Raw genomic sequence first — 18,787 nt, forward strand, 5'->3', positions numbered from 1 at the left:
ACATGCCGACAGAAGTCATTCTTCCCAAGGTCGACATGGACATGGCGACCGGACAGATCTCGCGCTGGTTCGCCACGGAAGGCCAGCAGGTCAAGAAGGGCGACGTGCTGTTCGAGATCGAGACCGACAAGGCGGCGATGGAGATCGACGCGCCGGCCAGCGGCGTGCTGCGCGACGTGACCGGCAAGGAAGGCGTCGACATTCCGGTCGGCGCGCCGGTCGCCTGGATTTATGCCGATGGCGAGGCTTATGGGGCCAAGCAAGACACGGCGCCAATTTCCCTCCCTGTGGAGTCGACAGAGGGGGGCGCTGTCCCGCCAAAGTCGCATTCTGTCACGACCCCCTCTGCCCTGCCGGGCCCCACAAGCGGGGAGATCGTCCAATCGCCGTCGGGCGCACGCGCGACACCGCTTGCCCGACGTCTGGCCCGTGAGGCAGGTCTTGCCCTTGCCAGCATCACCGGCACCGGTCCTTACGGCCGCGTGGTCAAGGCGGATATTGATGCGGCGATTGCCGGTGGCGGTGCCAAGGAGGCCCCGGCGGCGGCTCCTGAAGCTCCCGCCGCAGCTGCTTCCGCTCCCGCCGTGAAGGCGATGTCGGACGACCAGGTGCTGAAGCTGTTCGAGGAGGGTTCCTACGACCTCGTCCCGCACGACAATATGCGCAAGACCATCGCGCGGCGCCTCGTCGAGGCCAAGACTACCATTCCGCATTTCTACCTGACGCTCGACTGCGAGCTCGATGCGCTGCTGGCATTGCGCACGCAGATCAATGCTGCAGCCCCGATGAAGAAGACCGACAAGGGCGAGGCTCCCGCCTACAAGCTGTCGGTCAACGACATGGTCATCAAGGCGATGGCGATGGCGCTGAAGGCGGTGCCGGATGCCAATGCGTCATGGACCGAAACCGCCATGGTCAAGCACAAGCATGCCGATGTCGGCGTCGCCGTCTCGATCCCCGGCGGCCTGATCACGCCGATCATTCGGCATGCCGATGAGAAGTCGCTGTCCACCATCTCCAACGAGATGAAGGATCTGGCGAGCCGTGCGCGCAGCCGCAAGCTGAAGCCGGAAGAGTATCAGGGCGGCACCACGGCGGTGTCGAACCTCGGCATGTTCGGCATCAAGGACTTCGCCGCCGTGATCAACCCGCCGCATGCGACGATCCTGGCGGTCGGTGCCGGCGAGGAGCGGGCCGTGGTCAAGAACGGCGAGATCAGAATAGCCACCGTGATGTCGGTGACGCTGTCGACGGACCATCGTGCCGTCGACGGGGCACTTGGCGCCGAACTGCTGGTCGCCTTCAAGCGGTTGATCGAAAACCCGATGGGCATGCTGGTCTAGGCCGTGTTGACAGTTGGGTGAGGCCGGCCTGCGAAGCCGGCTCACATTCAGAAACGACTTGTCAGGCGTCGACCCTTGACCCATGTTCTCCAGTGGATTGCGTTCAAGGGAGGCCAGCATGCCTGCATTCGACCCATCTGACGTCAAAACCTTGTTCGGTAAGGTCATGGGTGCCTCGCCGTCCGATATCAAGCTTGTGGCGCAGCGCCTGCACGATCACGCTTTCGAGCCGCGCATGTCGGCGGACGAGACGAAGCAGCTTGTCGCCGGCCTTGGCTATGACAGCCTGGACGCGTTCTGCGCCGATATCGGCCTGCCCGCTCATATTGCGGAGCGCTGGAGCCGTTTCGGCGTTTCCGGCGAGATGAAGCAGGTGTTCACGTTGCTGGCGGCCCAGCGCAGGCGGGTTGCCGAGGCGATCGCCGAATTCGAATCCATGACGCATGTCGGCGTCGAGGATTTTTTGCGCGAGCGCGGACTTATCTAGCTCGAACCGATGGCCGGAGCGAAAGCTGTCTTAGCCGCCCTTGGCCAGCAGCGCGGTGGCCGTGTCGCTGTCGGTGATCAGCACATTGGTGCTGACGGCTTTCAGCGCGGCCAGGATCGCCGCCACCTTGCGTCTTCCGCCAGCGGCCAGCACGACATTCGGCACCTGGCCGACCATTTCGAGATCGATGGCCATGACGCGCCCGTTGACTTCGTGATCGACCAGCCTGCCGGCGGCATCGACGAAGTAGCACAACATATTGGCGACCGCGCCTTTCGCCTTCAATGGCGCGATCAGCGATGACGGCAAGATGCCATGGCGGAAGATGGTGGCGTCCGGTGACATGTCGCCTACGGTGAGCAGGGCAATATCGGCGGCCGCGGCGCGGCGGCGCACGTCTTGCAGGGTCGGTTGTGCCCACAGGAGATCGCGAAGCGAAGGATTGTCCACCATCACCGGCGCGGTGATCTGGTAGCTGTCGACCTCGAAGACATCGGCGACCTTGGCCGCGACGATCGACGGGTTGATCCATTGCGAATGCGGCAGGCTGCCGACAAGTGCCACCACCGAAGCGCGCTTCAGCTGCCGGCGGGAGAGGAAACCCAAGCTGGCATGCAGCGTCGCACCGCCGCCGATCGCCAGCGTCATGCCGTCCCGCATCTGCTCGCCGAGATAGGCCGCGACGGCATGGCCGATCGCCTTCTCCAGATGCTCGTGCGCCGAGGGTGTCGGGATGACGACGGCGGCGTTGAGGCCCCAGCGCTTTTCCAGCTGCCGCTCGAGCGCCACCTGCTCGGCGGTCGGCGCGTTGATCATGGTGACGACGATGCCTTCCGCGGTGCAGGCAGCCAGCGTGCGCATGACCTTCACCCTGGAAACATCGAGCTTCTCGGCGATCTGCTCCTGCGTGAAGCCCTCGACATAGTAGAGCCAGGCCGTCTTGACGTTGAGGTCCGACGAGACCATCGGCAGACGGGCCGGTCCGGGTTTTTCGGCGGGCATCGGTTCTGGTCCCTCATGAGCCATGGTCTGGCGGCGTTGCCCTCATCGGAGAAACACCGATCGGATGTCAACTGGATGCCGGCTTGCGGCATGCCGATTGTCGCACATCTCTGTTCATTTGTAATTGACATTGTACATATGAACATATTTTGTGAGTTCCACGCGCTGTGTCATCCACCAGTCATATGCGCCGTGCAGGGAGGAAGAGACGGGGAGCCGGCCAGGGGCCGGACCGGTCATGCACAGACAAGACAGGAGGTCTCATGAAGACGCTATTCATCAAGCTGCTGGCCAGCCAGCTGGCGCTCGCCGCAACTTTGTTTGCCGGCGTGGCAAGTGCCGAAACACTCACGCTCTACACATCGCAGCCGGAGGCCGACGCGGCCAAGACAGTGGACGCTTTCAAGAAGGCTCAGCCCGGCATCGACGTGACCATCTATCGTTCCGGAACCAGCGACATCCTGACCAAGATGGCGGCCGAGTTCGCTGCCGGAAGCCCGCAGGCCGACGTGCTGTTGATCGCCGACGCGGTCTCGATGGAGCTGCTGAAGAAAGATGACAGGCTGATGGCCTATCCCGAGGCCAAGCTCGACGGCATCGAGGCCGACGCCTATGACGCCGACAAGACCTATTTCGGCAGCAAGCTGATCACCACCGGGATCGTCTACAACACCGCCGCGGCCGAGAAGCCGGAGCATTGGGCCGACCTAGCCAAGCCGGCCTACGCCGATGGGTTGGTCATGCCGAGCCCGCTCTATTCGGGTGCGGCCGCCTATCTGCTCTCGGGCTTCGCCGGCGATACGAACTATGGCTGGGACTTCTTCCAGAAGCTCAAGACCAACAACACCGTCAGCGTGCGCGGCAACGGCGCGGTGCTGAAGTCCGTGGCATCAGGCGAGAAGCCCTACGGCATCCTCGTCGACTTCATGGCGATGAACGCCAAGAAGAAGGGGTCGCCGGTCGAGTTCGTGTTCCCTGCGGAAGGCGTGCCGGCGGTGACCGAGCCGGTGGCCATCATGAAGACCGCGAAGAACGTCGATGGCGCCAAGAAGTTCGTCGACTTCATTCTGTCGGATGAAGGCCAGAAGCTGGCGTTGTCCATGGGCTATCTGCCGGCACGCGCCTCGGTCGGCCGCCCCGACTGGCTGCCGGAAGGCGTCAAGGTCAAGGTGATGCCGTTCGACACCAAGGCAATCGTCGCCAAGACCGACGCCGACAAGGCGAAGTTCCAGGAACTGTTCGGCGGCTGAGCCGGCAATCGCGGGGGATGCCGATCAGGCGGCATCCCTCGCGTCGACGGATCGATCCCAGGAAACACAATCATGTCAACACGCATCAGGGAAAGCCGGGGTCAGGAAATGGCCCTGACGGCGGCGGTGGCCGTCGTCATCGTGCTGCTTTCGTTGCTGCCCATGCTGCGCCTCGTCAAGGAGATCGTGGCACCCGGCGGAACCCTGTCGACCGTGGCCGTGCAGGCCGGACTGAGAAGCCCGGCGACCTGGATCGCGACATGGCACACACTGGTCGTCGGCATCGGCGGGACATTGCTTGCCGTGCTGTCGGGAACGCTGGTGGCGGTCCTGGTCTCGCTGACCAACATACGTGGCCGCGGCGCCCTGGTGCTGTGCTATGTCATGCCGCTGATGATCGCGCCGCAGGTGACGGCGCTGGCCTGGCTGCAACTGTTCGGTCCGGCAAGCCCGTTCCTCAAGCTGTTCGGCGCCGCACCGCCACTCGGCACGAAGAACCCGCTCTATTCGACCTCGGGCATCATCCTCCTGCTCGGCGTGCAATACGGCCCGCTGGTCTTCCTGCTGGTGCGGGCCGGCCTGCGCAAGCTGCCGCGTGAACTGGTCGAGGCTGCACGCGCTGGCGGCGCCGGCTGGTTCACCGTGCTTATTACCATCGTGCTGCCTTTGATGACGCCGTCGATCATGGCGGCCGCGGCGCTGGCCTTCGTCTCCTGCGTCGGCAATTTCGGCATTCCGGCCTTTCTCGGCATTCCCGCCAACTACCTTGTGCTGCCGACGCTCATCTATCAGAAGCTGGCCGGCGGCGGTCCGGCGGTGCTCGGCGAAACCGCGTTCCTCTCGGTGCTGATCGGGGTCATCGCCATGGCCGGCATCCTCGCCCAGGAGGTGATGAGCCGCCGCCGCGACTACCGCATTTCCTCGACATCGCTGCCGGCTGAACCCTACGAGCTCGGCCGCTGGAGGCCCGCCGTCCAGGCCGGCATGTGGCTGCTCATCGTGCTGGTGCTGTTCCTGCCGCTGTTCGGGCTGGTGCTGACCTCGCTGGTGCCCGGCTATGGCATCGCATTGACCGCCAAGACGGCGACGCTCGACAACTACCGTTTCGTGCTGTTCGAGCATGATGCCGCAAAGCGCGCCTTCTTCAACAGTTTCTGGCTGTCGATCGCGGCGGCTTTCTTCGCGGTCATCGTAGCCGTGCCTGTCGGCTATCTCATCGCCTGGGGCAAGCAACGCTGGGTGCGGCTGCTCAACCTGTCTGTCGAACTGCCCTATGCCTTGCCCGGCGTGGTGCTGGCGATCGCCTCGCTGCTCTTGTTCCTGCGGCCGATCCCGTTCACCGGCATCCAGCTCTACAACACGGTCTGGATCATCCTCTACGCTTATCTCGCCCGCTTCCTGGTGTTGGCGCTGCGGCCGACCATCAGCGGCTATCACCAGATCGACCGGGCGCTGGAAGAGGCCGCGCAGGTGGCCGGCGCCGGCCTGTTCACGCGCATGCGCACCATCGTCTTTCCGCTGGTCGCTCCGGCGGCGATCGCAGGCGGCCTGTTGATCTTCATGACGGCACTCAGCGAACTTACCGTCTCGGCGCTGCTGTGGGCCTCGGGCTCCGAGACGATCGGCGTGGTGATGTTTTCCTTCGAGCAAGGCGGCGATTCCAACTATGCGGCGGCGATGTCGGTCATCACGGTCGCGGTCACCTTCGCGCTCATGCTGGTGACCAACCTGCTTGCCCCTCATCTTCCGAGCGGAGTTCTGCCATGGCGCGATTGACCCTGGACCATGTGACCAAGAGCTTCGCCGATTTCGACGCGGTGAAGGATGTCTCGATCGACGTTGCCGACGGCGAGTTTCTCGCCGTGCTCGGGCCTTCCGGCTGCGGCAAGACGACATTGCTGCGGCTCGTCGCCGGCTTCGAGAAAGTAACATCGGGCCAAATCCGCATCGGCGGCGAGGTCGTGTCGGCCAAGGACGGCAGCGTCGCGCCGGAAAAGCGGCGCGTCGGCATTGTTTTCCAGAACTATGCGCTGTGGCCGCACATGACGGTTGCCGAAAACATCGGCTATTCGCTGAAGGTGGCGAAGCTCGACAAGTCGGTTGCGCGCCAGAAGGTCGAGGACGCGCTCGCCTTGGTCAATCTGCAGGGGCTGGGCGAGCGCCGGCCCGCCAATCTCTCCGGCGGCCAGCGCCAGCGCGTGGCACTGGCTCGATGCCTTGTCGCCGCGCCCTCGCTGGTGCTGTTCGACGAGCCGCTCGCCAATCTCGACGTGCATCTCAGAGCCTCGATGGAGGACGAGTTCGCAGCCTTCCACAAGCGCACCGGCACGACCATGGTCTACATCACCCATGATCAGGCCGAGGCAATGGCGCTGGCCGATCGCATCGCGGTGATGGATCACGGCAGGCTGGTGCAGCTGGCCACGCCGCGCGAGCTCTATCATGAGCCGGCAAATGAAATGGTGGCGTCCTTCATCTCGCAAGGCATATTGCTGCCGGCGGATGTCCTGACGGGCGAAGAAGGCGGCCATTGCAAGGTCAGGGTCCTCGGAGCCGAGCTGGTGGTCCGCTGCCGCCTCGGCGAGCGGCCGCGTGCCGGCGCGAAGATCTGCTGTCGGTCCGCGGATCTCGACGCATCACCGGATGGTCCGGGCTTCGACGGCCTCGTCAAGCGGGTGATCTATCAGGGCGGGGCGGCGCGCGTCGAATTCACGCCCGCCGCCGGTCCCGGGCTTACCTTGCATTTCGAGCAACCCGATCCGGTCACGCTTGAGAGCGGGGCCCAGGCGCGGCTGCGGATAAGATCAGGATGGCTCATTCCGGCGGAGGCGGCATCGTGATGATGCTGGACCTGCTCGGCGGCTTTGGGGAAAAGGGCCGCACCAGCCTCGCTGTCAGCAGCGGCGAAGACCGCATCCTGCTCGATGTCGGCATCAAGGTCGGCGCTTCCGGGGCGGAGTATTATCCGGCGCTCAACGGATCGGTCGGCGACATCGATGCGCTTTTTGTCTCGCACGCCCACGAGGATCATGTCGGCGCGCTGAGCTGGCTGTTGTCGCGCGGCTATGCCGGCCCGATCTTCATGACGGCCGAAACGCGCGACGAGGCGCCGGCCACGCTCGCCGCCTATGCCGAGCCGGAGGATTTCAGGCGCTTTCCGGTTCCGCACGATCGGGTCGAGATCTTCGAACCCGGCGATACGTTGCAGAGTGGCAATCTCACGGTCCGGACCGGGCGGTCGGGACATGTCGTGGGCGGCGTCTGGTTCGCCGTCGACAACGGGAAAAGCCGCGTCGCCTATTCGGCCGATGTCGTGCCGGATAGCCATGTGTTTGTGATGGACACGATCCCGCACTGCGATCTTCTGGTCTTCGATGCCTCCTACGGCGCCGATCCCGTATCGGGCGCGGCGCGGGCGCGGGAAATTTCCGAATGGGTGGCAAGGCATCCGCAGGGGTGCCTCCTGCCGACGCCGCTGTCGGGGCGGTCGCTGGAATTGATCGCGGCTCTGCCGGGCCCGTTTGCCATCCATGCCGGCATGCGTTCCTCCCTGGAGGCGCAGATTGGCGCCACGGCGGCCTTGTTGCCTGGGGTTTCCGAGCTTCTGCTTGTCCGCTTGGCGAACGCGGCCGACTGGACCGATGCCGATCCGTTGCCGCCACTGCCGTTGCTGGCCGATGACGGCATGGGCGAGGCCGGGCCGTCGTCACGCCTGTTGCCGCGCGCCGATCAGGCCGGGTTCCCTGTGCTGCTCACCGGGCATCTGCCGGCCGGTTCTCCAGGCGATCTCCTGCACAGGGCCGGCAGGGCGGACTGGATGCGCATGCCGACCCATCCGACGCTGTCGGGCAATGTCGCGATCTGGGAGAAGGCAGGACGGCCTGAAGCGCTCGGTCATTCCTGCGCCACCGATCTTCTCTCTGATCTGAAGAGCCACATCCCGTCACTGCGCGCGCAATGCCGCACAGGCCAGCGCATCATGGTGCCGCAAGGAAGCAAACAATGAGAATCCTGATCTGCAACGACGACGGCATCGAGGCGCCGGGCCTTGCCCGCCTCGCCAACGCCGCCGGCGGGTTGAGCGACGATGTGTGGGTGGTCGCGCCCGACGGCAAGCGCACCGCCGCCGGTTCGTCGCTGACGATCGCGAGGCCGTTGACGATGCGGCACGTCAAGCCGAACTGGTACTCCTGCTCCGGCACGCCGGCAGACTGCGTGGTGAGCGCGATGACGTGGCTGTTCGCGGACGCCAGGAAGCCGGATCTGGTGCTGTCGGGCGTCAATGACGGCCGCAACGTCGCCGAGGACCTCGCCTATTCCGGCACGCTTGGCATTGCCCGGGAGGCAACCTTCTGGGGTGTGCCGGCGATCGGCTTCTCGCGGGTGAAAAATCCCGATTTCATTGACGGCGACGACCGGTGGCTTGGCGCGCTGATCGCCTCATTGTGGCGGTCGCGTGCCGATTGGGCGACAGAGGGCCATTGGCTCAGCGTCAACCTGCCGACCGCCTTGCCGGCTGAAATCCGCCAGCCGCGCATTGGTCGCGACAAGATCGGCCGCACCGCCGAGATCGTGGAAAGCGACGGCGATCGCACGGTCATCACGGTTCCGCGCGGGCGTGCCCATGCCAGTGAGCCGGGCGACGAGAACGAGGCGATCGATGCCGGCTTCGTCAGCATCAACCGGCTGAACTGGTTTGGCGAAACGCGGCTGGACGAGGGGTTTCTGGATGGGATTCCGGGCTGATCTTCTGCGTGTGATCATCCAGATCACCAAGCTGTCAGCGGCCAAATTGCGCTAATCCGGTGCTAACGCTTGAAGCCGCCGCTATTTCATTCCAAATCGATCAGCGTGAAGGATGAGGCAAGAGAACGGCGTCGGAATCTGTTGTGGGGCATCCCCGCATCGCTGATCCTGCATGCGCTTTTCGTGGTGGCCCTGGTATACGGCGTACGCACGCCCTCCCAACAGCCACAGGAGGAGCGGCCGATCAATGTCGCGCTGGTGCCTCCGCCGCCCGAGCAGCCAAAGCCGAAACCTGTTCCGCCGCCGCCAAAGGAAGCCAAAGCGGAACCCAAAGTCGAAAAGCCGCCGGAACCCAAGGTTGAAAAACCGCCCGAGCAGCCGCCCAAGCCGGTGGACATTCCGGTTCTGAAGCGCGTTTTTCAATATGGCAAAAAGGATACCGGGCCTGAGAAATCCCTGGACGGAGGCAGCGCTCAAGCCCATACGCCGTCGCCAGCCAAGGATGAGGCCGCGAAGCCGCCAGTCGAACCGAAGCCCGCGCCGACCCAGGCCGCTCCGGCTGCAACGCAACAGCAGCAGACACAGCCCGTCAAAACTGACGAGAAACCGGCAACCGCCGCACCGGACGAAAAACCCGCGCAAAGTGAGGAAAAGCAAGTGACTGAGGATGCTGACAAACAGCAGCCTGACAAACAGGAGGCGACGCCGCAAATCACTGAGAAACCAGCGGTCGCGGAGCCAAAGCCATTGGCTGCCGAGGCTGGCGGCAAGCCTGCGCCGCCACCCTCTGCCGAAAAGGCAAAGGCTAAACCCGCAAAGCCGATGAGGTTCAAACCCGCAACAGCCTTCAAAGCTCCAAGCGGAAAGCCGGGAAGGTCAAATCCTGCCAATACCGAGGCTGCGGGATCGCCGATCTATTCCGGCCTTCCGGGCGTCCGAAAGCTTTACTCGCAGGGCGCAACCGGCGATGCGTTGGCCACAAGCTCCATGGACAACGTTCCGCGCGATCAGCGCGTTGCCAACCTTTGCGGCAACGTTCTGGACCAGGAATTGCAGAGCGCCGATTATACGCCCAAATGGGTGCCGACCATTCCGCTGAAAACAGGCAATGTCCTTAATCCTCCGCAGGCCGCCTTCAGCACGAGAAACACGTGGTACAATCTGAGCTTCCGGTGCGAAGTCGACGCCGATGCGACGAGGGTCCTGTCCTTCAACTTCCGTGTCGGGTCATTGATTCCGCCCGGCGAATGGGCCAGTCGCGGATTTACGAAGTATCCGCTAAATTAGGTTGGCACGGCGGGCCGGACAATTGCTGGCTATTTTCTTGCCAGTCGGCGCAGACGAATCGGCACCAGCCTCCGTCAGTTGGGCGGCACGGCGGCAGCGAACTGGCCGGTCCCTTGTCTTGATGGGTCGGATCGTGTGGCAGCCACTCGTTGAGCCGCCGCTGCGCCTTGGCCGGGCTGGACCGGGTGTGGTGAATCGACAAGCTACACGCGCAAATCCAATGCCTATGCTTGAAGCCGCCGCTATTTCATTCCACATCGGTCAGGATGAAGGACGAGGCACTGGAACGGCGTCGGTATCTGTTGTGGGGCATCCCCGCATCGCTGATCCTGCACGTGCTCGTCGCGGCGCTCCTGATATATGGCCTGCCAATTCCTCCCCAAAAGCCGCAGGAGGAGCAGCCGGTCAGTGTCGCGCTCGTGCCTCCGCCCGATCAGCCGAAACCGAAACCTGCTCCCGTGCCGCCGCCCAAGCCACCGGAACCGAAAGGTGAAAAACCGCCTGAGCAGAAGGTTGAAAAGCCACCTCCGCCGGAAAAGCAGCCTAATAAGCAACCGCCAGTCGATGCCCTGAAGCCCGTTTTTCAGTTCGGCGACAAGGATATCGGTCCGAGGAAATCCCTGGATGGGGCCAGTGCTCAGGACAGTTCGCCGGTGCCGGCCAAGGATGACGCTTCGAAGCCGCAGGTCGAGCCGAAGCCCGCAGACAGCCAACCAGCCGCGCCGGCAGACTCCGAGGCAGCCAAACAGGAGGCAGACAAGCAGGCGGCGCTCGACGCCGCCAAGCAAGAGGGCCCGGCACCAGCGCCTTTGGCTGCCGACGGCGAGATCGAGCTTCCCGCATCAGCCGAAGCGCCGAAGCCCAAACCCGCGAATGCGCCGAAGCCCAGCCCCTCAAAGGCCTCGAAATCCGCATCTCGGAACGATTCTGGCCTTCCGGGTGTTCGTAAGCTCTACTCGCAAGGCGCTACCAGAGATGCACTGGCCACGACCGCGATGGACGGGGTGCGTCGCGGTCAGCGTGCTGCCATACTTTGCGCCAACGCGTTACAGCAGCAGTTGCTGGATGCCTCTTATTTTCCCAAATGGGTGCCATCTGTTCCGCTGAAAGCGGGCAATATTGTTGACGGCTCGGATGTCGCTTTCAGCACCACAACCACATGGTACCATCTGAGCTTCCGGTGCGAGGTTGATACCGATGCGACGAGGGTCTTGTCGTTCGACTTCCGTGTCGGCGCTGAGATTCCACGTAACGAATGGCCGCGGCCTCTCTAGCTTCTGCCGGCCTAGGCCGGCACTCCGAACTTGGACAATTGCCGGCTAACTTCATGCCAGTCGGCACAGACGAAATCGGCACCAGCCGCCATCAGCCGCGCGGCGTGCTCGGCATAGGTGTGGCCGCCGCCGGTGTAGCCGATCGCCGTCATGCCGGCGGCGACCGCGCCCTGGATGCCGAAGGGCGAATCCTCGATGACGATGCAGTCGGCCGGATTGGCGCCCAACCTGGCGGCGGCGAACAGGAAGATGTCCGGCGCCGGCTTGCCGTTCTTGACCATCGAGGAGCTGTAGATCGCATCGCCGAAGAAATGCGCCAGCCCGGTGACGGCAAGGCTGTGGTTTATCCGCTCGACCGAGGATGACGAGGCAACGCAGCGGTCGCCCTCGAGCGTTTCCAGAAACGCGGCTATGCCAGGGGTCGGCTTCAATTCCTCGGTGAACAGCACCTTGGTCTCGGCCCAGATGTCGCCGTCGGCCGAAGCCGGAAACTGGTGGCCGGTCAATTCCCTGATCCGCACGATGATGTCGGACTGCTTCATGCCGACGCACTGGGCGATGATGCCGCCATGGACGCCCGGCATGCCGTGCTTTTCATAGACGCGTTCATAGGCCCTGGCTGCCAGCGGTTCGCTGTCGACGAGCACGCCGTCGCAATCGAAAATGATAGGCCTTGGTCGCGCCACGCACTTGTCTCCTGAAGTCAATTTCCGCACATCGCTATCGGCAAAAAGTCAAATGTTCAATAGCGCGATGGATTGAAGACGCTTGGGCTCGAAACCGGGGAGCAGTCAAAGCTGGCGCAGCGCGTCGCTTGCGCGGGAGGATCCGAGCGCCCGCTGCATGGCTTGCCGCGACTGTGCGCGGTCGGGCGTGATCCAGTTCGGCTCGGCACCGAGGAAGCGGTCGAGGAAAGCCACCGCGTAGGCCGGCATCTCGGTGACATTCTCGCGATAGGACCACCAGGTGCGCAGGTCGTCGGCGCATTTGTCAATGCTGGGCGCCTTGCCGAATTCCTGTTCGTAGATGGCCGAGATCACCGACACGCAGTAGTTGGTATAGAGAAAGCCTTCCGGCCAGAAGCGGATGATTTCAAGCGTGCCGGCATTCTGATCCGTCTCGATGAGCTGCGCGAGGCCGGAGATCTCCCTGGCCGGCGCCTGTTTGATCAGTTCGCGCAGCACGAGGCCGGCGGCAAAGACGATGAAGTCGGCGCGGTCTATCGCGGCAAAGCGCTTCTGCTCCTCCATGATCTCGACCCAGTCGAGAAAAGCTCGGGTGAGCTTTGCCTCGTCGATCTCGTAACGCACGCCGAACGTGTCCGAAACCACCTTGGCGCTGCCGCGGAAGGTGGCGCGGAACCAGCGCAGCTGCCGCAACCGGTGGCGCAGGTCGGGCATAAGGGCCAGTTCATCCCTGAAGGGCAGTTCCATTGCATGCATCCCGTTTGGTGGCAGGTTAGCACAGCCGTGCCGCCGCCGAAATCGGCCGACGGTCCTGTGGATGACCGCGACCAAGGCCAATATCATACATATTGACATTCACGGAAACAAATGTTCTCACTTTGCTGTTGTCGCGCGCCGGTCCAAGGTGCGGTTCAACTGAGGCTTCGGGAGGAGAACCGAATGGCGATTTGGCAGTGGGGACTGCTTCTGCTGGTTATTGTCTGGGCGCTGCAGTCGCTCGGCGTCTGGCTGCAGATGCGGCACTATTCGGATGTCTTCCGGGGCGTCACCGACCAGTACAAGGATGGCTTCGTCGGAGCCGGCAATTTTCGCGGCCGGTTGGCCAAGGGCACCATCGCGCTTGTCGTGGTGACGCCCGACCTGATCGTGCGCCGCATGATGGTGATGAGCGGCCGTTCCGTTTTCACCAAGTTCAAAAGACATGAAGAATTCGAGGGTGTTCCCCTCGATCGACTCCGGTCCAACCCTGCGATCATGGGGGAGGGGGAACCCGGTGTGGCCGAGGCCGTGAAGCGGGCGATCGAACAGATCGACAAAGCACGGTCGGAGCCGGGGAAGAAGCCGGGCCTGGCCGGCTTGAACGTAGCAAGGGCCTAGAGTCGGATGATTTCAGGTCTGTTCGACATGAAATCTGAATCCGCCTCTAAATCAAAGGGATAGAGCATGATGTCGTCCGAAAACCGTTTCACGCTTTTCGGCATCATGTTCTGAGGACGCCGCGCACCGACTGGGATAACCGGCGGGCGGCATAAGGAGGAGAAATGTCTGTATTTTCGTTGTTGGCGCAGCATGCCGACATGGCCGTGCACAATCTGCATGTCGCAGGTGCGATGGTCTCGGATGCTGCATTGCATGGCAAGCTCGCCGTCGAGCATGCTTCCGATCATCTCGTTGTCCTTGCGCAAGCAGATAGCGGGCCGATTACCGTCGACCAGTTCAAGGAAAAGCTGAAGGACGTCCAGCAGGAAGAGCAGCTCGGCTGGCTGACCGCCATCGGCAAGTACTTCATCGGCATCTTCCAGAAGGGCGGCGAAGTGTTCGCCGGCTTCGTCACCGGTATCATCCCGACGCTGGTGGTGCTGATGACCGCTTTCTACGCCGTCACCGAACTGGTCGGCGAGGAGCGCGTGCATGGCCTGGCGCGCGGCGCGGGCAGGATTGCCTTGACCCGCTATACGTTGCTGCCGCTGCTGGCGGTGTTCTTCCTCACCAATCCGATGGCCTATACGTTCGGATCGTTCCTGGAAGAAAAGCACAAGCCGGCCTTCTATGACGCGGCCGTGTCCTACGTGCATCCGCCGCTTGGCCTGTTTCCGCACATCAATCCCGGCGAATATTTCGTCTGGGGCGGTATTCTCGTGGCTCTGCTCGAGCTTGAGAAGAAGGGCGTCGTCGTCGCCGGTTACCACGTCAAGGTGGCGATCTGGTACGCCCTTGTCGGCCTCGTCGTCATCCTGCTCAAGGGCATGCTGACCGAGCGCATCACCACCATCATGGCACGCCGCCAGGGCGTTGAGCTGTAAGGGCGGGGAGGACAATCATGGCCAAGACATACAAAGCCGTAAAGATCTCCCGCGGTTCCACCGGCTGGGGCGGGCCGCTCGTCATCGAGCCGACCGCGCAGCGCGACAAGGTCGTCTCCGTCACCGGCGGCGGCATCCATCCCGTGGCCCAGCTTATCGCCGACATGACCGGTGCCACGGCCGTCGACGGCTTCAAGGCACCGCCGGTCGAAGGCGAGATGGCGGTTGTCGTCGTCGATTGCGGCGGCACCGCACGCTGCGGCGTTTATCCGCGCAAGCGCATCCCGACCGTCAATCTGACGCCGGTCGGCCAGGCTGGGCCGCTCGCCCAGTTCATCACGGAGGACATCTACGTTTCGGGCGTGAAGCCGGCCAACGTCACAATGGCGGACGGATCCGAGGCGGTCACCACTGCGGGGGGAGCAGGATCGATGAGTTCAGGCAACAACACTGCAGCCGCGGCGCCACAGCCGCTGCCGAGCGAAGGCGGGCTGATCGGCCTGATCAGCTCGATCGGCCGCGTCATGGGCCGGGTGGTCGGCATTTTCTTCAATGCCGGCCGCCGTACCATCGACCAGGTGGTGCGCAACGTGCTGCCGTTCATGGCCTTCGTGACCATGCTTATCGGCCTGATCCTCTACACCGGCATTGGCGATGTGCTCGCCCAGCCGATGGGTCCGTTGGCCAACAACATCGTCGGCCTGCTGATCATCTCGGCCATTTGCGGCCTGCCGTTCCTGTCGCCCATCCTGGGGCCAGGCGCTGTTATCGCGCAGGTCATCGGCGTGGCCATCATCGGCCCGCAGATCGCCAACGGCACGATTTCACCGGCGATGGCCCTGCCGGCGTTGTTTGCCTACAACACGCAGGTCGGCTGCGACTTCGTGCCTGTCGGCCTGGCGCTTGGTGAAGCCAAGCCGAAAACCATCGAAATCGGCGTGCCGGCGGTGCTCATCAGCCGCCAGATCATGGGTCCGGTCTCGGTGTTGATCGCCTGGGTCGTCTCACTGATCGTGTTTTAAAGAGAGTAAGGAAATGAGGTTCGCCATATGACGGTTCTGTTGAGAACACGGGTCACTGCCATCGGACCCGAAGTGGCGGATCTTGCCGAAGGGGGCGTGCTCATCCTGTTCGCGGATGGCTCGCCGCCGGAGCTTGCCGAAGTCTCCGTCCTGCACAAGACGGAGCAGGGACCAAGTGACGGAGCGCCCGCCAAGGGCGCTTCGATCACCGTCGGTTCGGTTTCAGCCGTCATAACGGCGGTTGGCTCCAGCGCATGGAGCAAGGTGCTCGAGATGGGCCATGTCGTCATCTCGTTCAACGGCGCCACCGAGGCCGAGCGGCCAGGGGAGATCTGCGCATCGCAGGTCGATACCCAGGCGCTCGTGGCCGCCCTGGAGACAGGCGCGATCATCACCATCGCCGCCTGAACACACTCGCGCCGGGACCGTCCGGTCCTGGCGCCAAGAGCAATTCCAGGAAAAATGTGAAACGGTTTTCCGTCCGGAATTGCGTAAAAACAAGGAGTTAGAGAGATTTCGCCGTTTCGATGAAATGGCGAAATAGCTCTAGGAAAGCAGAGTATTTGCCATGGAACGCTCGACCATCGTCAGAGTGCACGAAGGTTTGCACGCCCGTCCCGCCACGCGGTTCGTCAAGCTCGCCAAGGGTTTCGAATCCGATGTCGAACTGGTCAAGGACGGCAAGGCGGTCAGCGCCAAGAGCTCGGTCAAACTGATGCTGCTGGCGGTCAAGGAAAACCAGGAAGTCACCGTTCGGGCGAACGGCGCGGATGCCATCGAGGCCATCGAAGCGCTGATCGGCTATCTCGAAAACCCCAAGGCTGGTCTCGACGATGAAGCGGGGCCGCAGAGCCCGGCCAATGATGCCGGGCCGGAAGCGGCAGCCGCACCAGCGGCCGAATCTGCGCCCGCCGCATCCGGCGAAGCGAATGGCTTGCGCGGTGTCGCGGCAAGCGAGGGTGTCGCGATCGGGCCGGCTTTCGCGCATTTCCCGCCTGATATTACCGGGCAGGGCCGCACGCTGCAGGCTGAAGAGATCGCCGGCGAGATCGACAGGTTCCGCGCTGCTGTCGCCGCCGTCCAGGCGCGAATGGACCGGGCCTTGGCGCAGGACAGCCTGTCGGCCGGAGACCGAGGCATCGTCGCGGCACTCAGGGATATCGCCGCCGATGACAGCCTGACCGGGGAGGCCGAGAAGGCGATCAAGGGCGGCAACGACGCGGTCTCGGCCGTCATCACCGCCGCGTCCGCCATCGCCGCCGATTTCAGCGCAGTCGACGATCACTATCTGAATGCGCGCGCTGATGACGTCCATGCCGTAGGGCGGCAGATCTGCCTCGTCCTGCTTGGGCAGGATGACGTCAGCCTCGAAAACATTCCGCAAGGCGCCATCCTGATCGCCGACGACATCGGCGCCTGGGACCTGGCGCGCGCGCCGCTGAAACGCATAGGCGGGGTGATTTGCGGCCATGGCGGCGCCACCTCGCACATCGCCATCATTGCCCGCTCGCACGGCATTCCGGCGGTGCTGGGTCTCGGCGACCAGATCAATGCCTTGCGCACGGCGCACGACGTGGCGCTCGACGGTAACACCGGCCATGTGATCATCGACCCCGACGAGGCGACGCGTGCCGATTTCGCCGGCCGTGTCGAAGCGGCGGCGAACGAGCGTGCCGGCCTGACCGCCTTCAAGACGGTGACGCCGAAGCGCGCCGACGGCAGGGTCATCGAGGTCGCGGCCAATATCGGTTCACTCGAGGAAATCGAAGCAGCGCAGGAGGCCGGAGCCATGGGCGTCGGCCTGTTCCGCACCGAGCTTCTGTTCATGCGCCACATGCACCTGCCCTCCGAGGACATGCAGGCCGAGACCTATATGGCGCTGGCCAAGGCCTTCGAGCCCTATCCGGTCATCGTGCGCACGCTCGACATCGGCGGCGACAAGCCGATCGCCGGCATCGAGTTTCCCGACGAGGAAAACCCCTTTCTCGGCTGGCGCGGCATCCGCATGTGCCTCGACCGGCCCGACATCTTCAAGCGTCAGCTCAGGGCGCTGCTCAGAGCGGCCGTGCATGGCAACATCAAGGTGATGTTGCCGATGGTGTCCGATATTTCCGAAGTCACGCGCACCCGCGCACTGGTCGATGAATGCGCCGCCGAACTCAAGGCCGAAGGCGTGCCGCATGCGACGTTCGATCTCGGCGTGATGATCGAGACCCCGGCCGCCGTGCTGATCGCCCCGGCTCTGGCCAAGGAAGTGGCCTTCTTCTCGATCGGCACCAACGACCTGACCCAGTACATCATGGCCGCCGACCGGCTGAACCCGACCGTGGCCAAGCTCAACGACGTCACCAATCCGGCGGTCATGTCGGCGATCGAGCTGACGGCAAAAGCCGGCGTCGCCGCCGGCATCATGGTCGGCATGTGCGGCGAGGCGGCCGGGCGACCGGACCTGATCCCGGCCTTCGTGAAGATGGGGCTGACCGAGCTTTCGATGAGCCCGGCCTCGATCCAGCGCGCCAAGAAGACGATCACGGCCATGATAGCCGGGGAATAGGTTTCCTAAAGCGCTGCTGGGGCCTACGGCAAATGCGCAAGCAAGGTGGCGAAGACAGGCGTCAGCTCATCGACCGGGCTTGCCTTGGCGCAGGCCTGCAGGATGCGGTCATGACGGATATCGACCGCCAGGATCGCTATCTCCAGCATGTCCGGCTCCGGCGCGCCGTCGCGGCCGGTGGTCGCCAGGCCGCAGGCCAGAACGACCGGCGCCAGGCAGCTTATGTCGAGGGCCCGCTCCCCCGCCATTTCCGGCGCGGCGTCGCCAAAGCGGACCGGACGCTGGCCGAGCAACTCGACCAGCAACGCCGCGCAGGTGGCCGCGATTGCCGGCAGCCCGGCACCCGGCGCGGCCAGGGCCGCCAACAGATCAGCGTGGCGTTTGCGCATGGCGGCGTGAGCGGCTGCGAAATCGGCTTCGTGGATGCGGGCGTTTTCGACCTTGAGCCCGGCAAGCACCGCCTTGGCCAGATAGTACATGTCGCGCCGGAACAGGCGCTCGGCACTCAACTGCCGCTCTTCGTTTCCGGCCGGGAAATAGGTGCCAAGGCCCTTCACGGTCGTGCCGTCCACCTTGATCGGACGCTCATGCGGGACAAAGGACTCGGCGATCGACAGCGCCTCGTCGACGGCGCTGGCGGCGTGGCTGAGCAAGCCTTCGATGCCCTTGCCCGGAAACGGCGGCAGATGGCTGGTCGCCTCGCGCAGGACGCTGGCGTCGCCGCCGCCATCATGGCGGCTCTGCCTGATGATGTCTCGGACTTCCCGCAACCGGTCCTTCAGGTTGACGCGGACGTCTTCGGAGATTTGTCGGAGCATCGCGGTTTGCCTCGA

18 protein-coding genes are annotated in these 18,787 nt (G+C 63.8%); 14 read left to right on the forward strand and 4 right to left on the reverse strand.

What is annotated here, in order from left to right; genetic code table 11:
- Positions 1 to 2 precede the first annotated feature (2 nt).
- Positions 3 to 1,343, forward strand: a complete 1,341-nt coding sequence (locus tag AC07UC_RS08595; protein WP_494905128.1) for a pyruvate dehydrogenase complex dihydrolipoamide acetyltransferase — start codon at positions 3 to 5, stop codon at positions 1,341 to 1,343.
- Between the two features lie 118 nt (positions 1,344 to 1,461).
- Positions 1,462 to 1,830: a hypothetical protein gene (locus AC07UC_RS08600; RefSeq protein ID WP_140772564.1), complete on the forward strand. Its 369-nt coding sequence runs from the start codon at positions 1,462 to 1,464 to the stop codon at positions 1,828 to 1,830.
- A 30-nt stretch (positions 1,831 to 1,860) separates the two neighbouring features.
- Here AC07UC_RS08600 and AC07UC_RS08605 read toward each other — a convergent pair whose 3' ends face one another.
- The gene (locus AC07UC_RS08605; protein WP_494905130.1) at positions 1,861 to 2,832 is read right to left on the reverse strand and encodes a sugar-binding transcriptional regulator; all 972 of its coding nucleotides are present in this window, start codon (positions 2,830 to 2,832) and stop codon (positions 1,861 to 1,863) included.
- 263 nt (positions 2,833 to 3,095) lie between these two features.
- Between AC07UC_RS08605 and AC07UC_RS08610 the strand changes: the two genes are divergently transcribed.
- From AC07UC_RS08610 to AC07UC_RS08640, 7 genes are all read left to right on the forward strand, one after another.
- Complete coding sequence (locus tag AC07UC_RS08610; RefSeq protein WP_494905132.1) at positions 3,096 to 4,082, forward strand: ABC transporter substrate-binding protein; 987 nt, start codon at positions 3,096 to 3,098, stop codon at positions 4,080 to 4,082.
- 72 nt (positions 4,083 to 4,154) lie between these two features.
- On the forward strand, positions 4,155 to 5,858 hold the full coding sequence (locus AC07UC_RS08615) for an ABC transporter permease (RefSeq protein WP_494905134.1): 1,704 nt from the start codon (positions 4,155 to 4,157) through the stop codon (positions 5,856 to 5,858).
- Positions 5,846 to 6,922: an ABC transporter ATP-binding protein gene (locus tag AC07UC_RS08620; RefSeq protein ID WP_494905136.1), complete on the forward strand. Its 1,077-nt coding sequence runs from the start codon at positions 5,846 to 5,848 to the stop codon at positions 6,920 to 6,922. Before AC07UC_RS08615 ends, AC07UC_RS08620 begins: the two co-directional genes overlap by 13 nt.
- Positions 6,922 to 8,088 carry an MBL fold metallo-hydrolase gene (locus AC07UC_RS08625; RefSeq protein ID WP_494908915.1) on the forward strand — a complete coding sequence of 389 codons (1,167 nt, stop codon included), beginning with the start codon at positions 6,922 to 6,924 and terminating at the stop codon, positions 8,086 to 8,088. The genes AC07UC_RS08620 and AC07UC_RS08625 overlap by 1 nt, the downstream gene beginning before the upstream one ends.
- A complete protein-coding gene (locus AC07UC_RS08630; RefSeq protein ID WP_494905138.1) occupies positions 8,085 to 8,828 on the forward strand; it encodes a 5'/3'-nucleotidase SurE in 744 nt (247 codons plus the stop codon). The genes AC07UC_RS08625 and AC07UC_RS08630 overlap by 4 nt, the downstream gene beginning before the upstream one ends.
- A gap of 105 nt (positions 8,829 to 8,933) precedes the next feature.
- A complete protein-coding gene (locus AC07UC_RS08635; protein WP_494908916.1) occupies positions 8,934 to 10,115 on the forward strand; it encodes a DUF930 domain-containing protein in 1,182 nt (393 codons plus the stop codon).
- A 266-nt stretch (positions 10,116 to 10,381) separates the two neighbouring features.
- Positions 10,382 to 11,389, forward strand: coding sequence for a DUF930 domain-containing protein (locus AC07UC_RS08640; protein WP_494905140.1), 1,008 nt, complete (start codon positions 10,382 to 10,384; stop codon positions 11,387 to 11,389).
- Between the two features lie 11 nt (positions 11,390 to 11,400).
- Here AC07UC_RS08640 and AC07UC_RS08645 read toward each other — a convergent pair whose 3' ends face one another.
- Together AC07UC_RS08645 and AC07UC_RS08650 are read right to left on the reverse strand one after the other, a co-directional pair.
- Positions 11,401 to 12,075: an HAD family hydrolase gene (locus tag AC07UC_RS08645; RefSeq protein WP_494905142.1), complete on the reverse strand. Its 675-nt coding sequence runs from the start codon at positions 12,073 to 12,075 to the stop codon at positions 11,401 to 11,403.
- Between the two features lie 105 nt (positions 12,076 to 12,180).
- Positions 12,181 to 12,822, reverse strand: coding sequence for a hypothetical protein (locus AC07UC_RS08650; protein WP_494905144.1), 642 nt, complete (start codon positions 12,820 to 12,822; stop codon positions 12,181 to 12,183).
- A gap of 192 nt (positions 12,823 to 13,014) precedes the next feature.
- On the opposite strand from AC07UC_RS08650, the gene AC07UC_RS08655 reads away from it, so the two are divergent.
- The 5 genes from AC07UC_RS08655 (at position 13,015) to ptsP (ending at position 17,954) form a co-directional block, all read left to right on the forward strand.
- Positions 13,015 to 13,452 (forward strand): transcriptional regulator GutM, encoded by a 438-nt coding sequence (locus AC07UC_RS08655; RefSeq protein ID WP_115140659.1) that lies wholly within the window; start codon positions 13,015 to 13,017, stop codon positions 13,450 to 13,452.
- A 164-nt stretch (positions 13,453 to 13,616) separates the two neighbouring features.
- Positions 13,617 to 14,378, forward strand: coding sequence for a PTS glucitol/sorbitol transporter subunit IIC (srlA, locus tag AC07UC_RS08660; protein WP_494905147.1), 762 nt, complete (start codon positions 13,617 to 13,619; stop codon positions 14,376 to 14,378).
- A 17-nt stretch (positions 14,379 to 14,395) separates the two neighbouring features.
- On the forward strand, positions 14,396 to 15,400 hold the full coding sequence (gene srlE, locus AC07UC_RS08665) for a PTS glucitol/sorbitol transporter subunit IIB (RefSeq protein WP_494905149.1): 1,005 nt from the start codon (positions 14,396 to 14,398) through the stop codon (positions 15,398 to 15,400).
- Between the two features lie 27 nt (positions 15,401 to 15,427).
- A complete protein-coding gene (locus tag AC07UC_RS08670; RefSeq protein ID WP_202325713.1) occupies positions 15,428 to 15,808 on the forward strand; it encodes a PTS glucitol/sorbitol transporter subunit IIA in 381 nt (126 codons plus the stop codon).
- A 160-nt stretch (positions 15,809 to 15,968) separates the two neighbouring features.
- Entirely contained in the window at positions 15,969 to 17,954 is a 1,986-nt protein-coding gene (gene ptsP, locus AC07UC_RS08675; protein WP_494905151.1) for a phosphoenolpyruvate--protein phosphotransferase, read from the forward strand.
- A 23-nt stretch (positions 17,955 to 17,977) separates the two neighbouring features.
- Here ptsP and AC07UC_RS08680 read toward each other — a convergent pair whose 3' ends face one another.
- Positions 17,978 to 18,772, reverse strand: a complete 795-nt coding sequence (locus AC07UC_RS08680; RefSeq protein ID WP_494905153.1) for a hypothetical protein — start codon at positions 18,770 to 18,772, stop codon at positions 17,978 to 17,980.
- Positions 18,773 to 18,787: the final 15 nt, after the last annotated feature.

This window comes from Mesorhizobium sp. GW821-FHT04C10 (assembly GCF_059420305.1).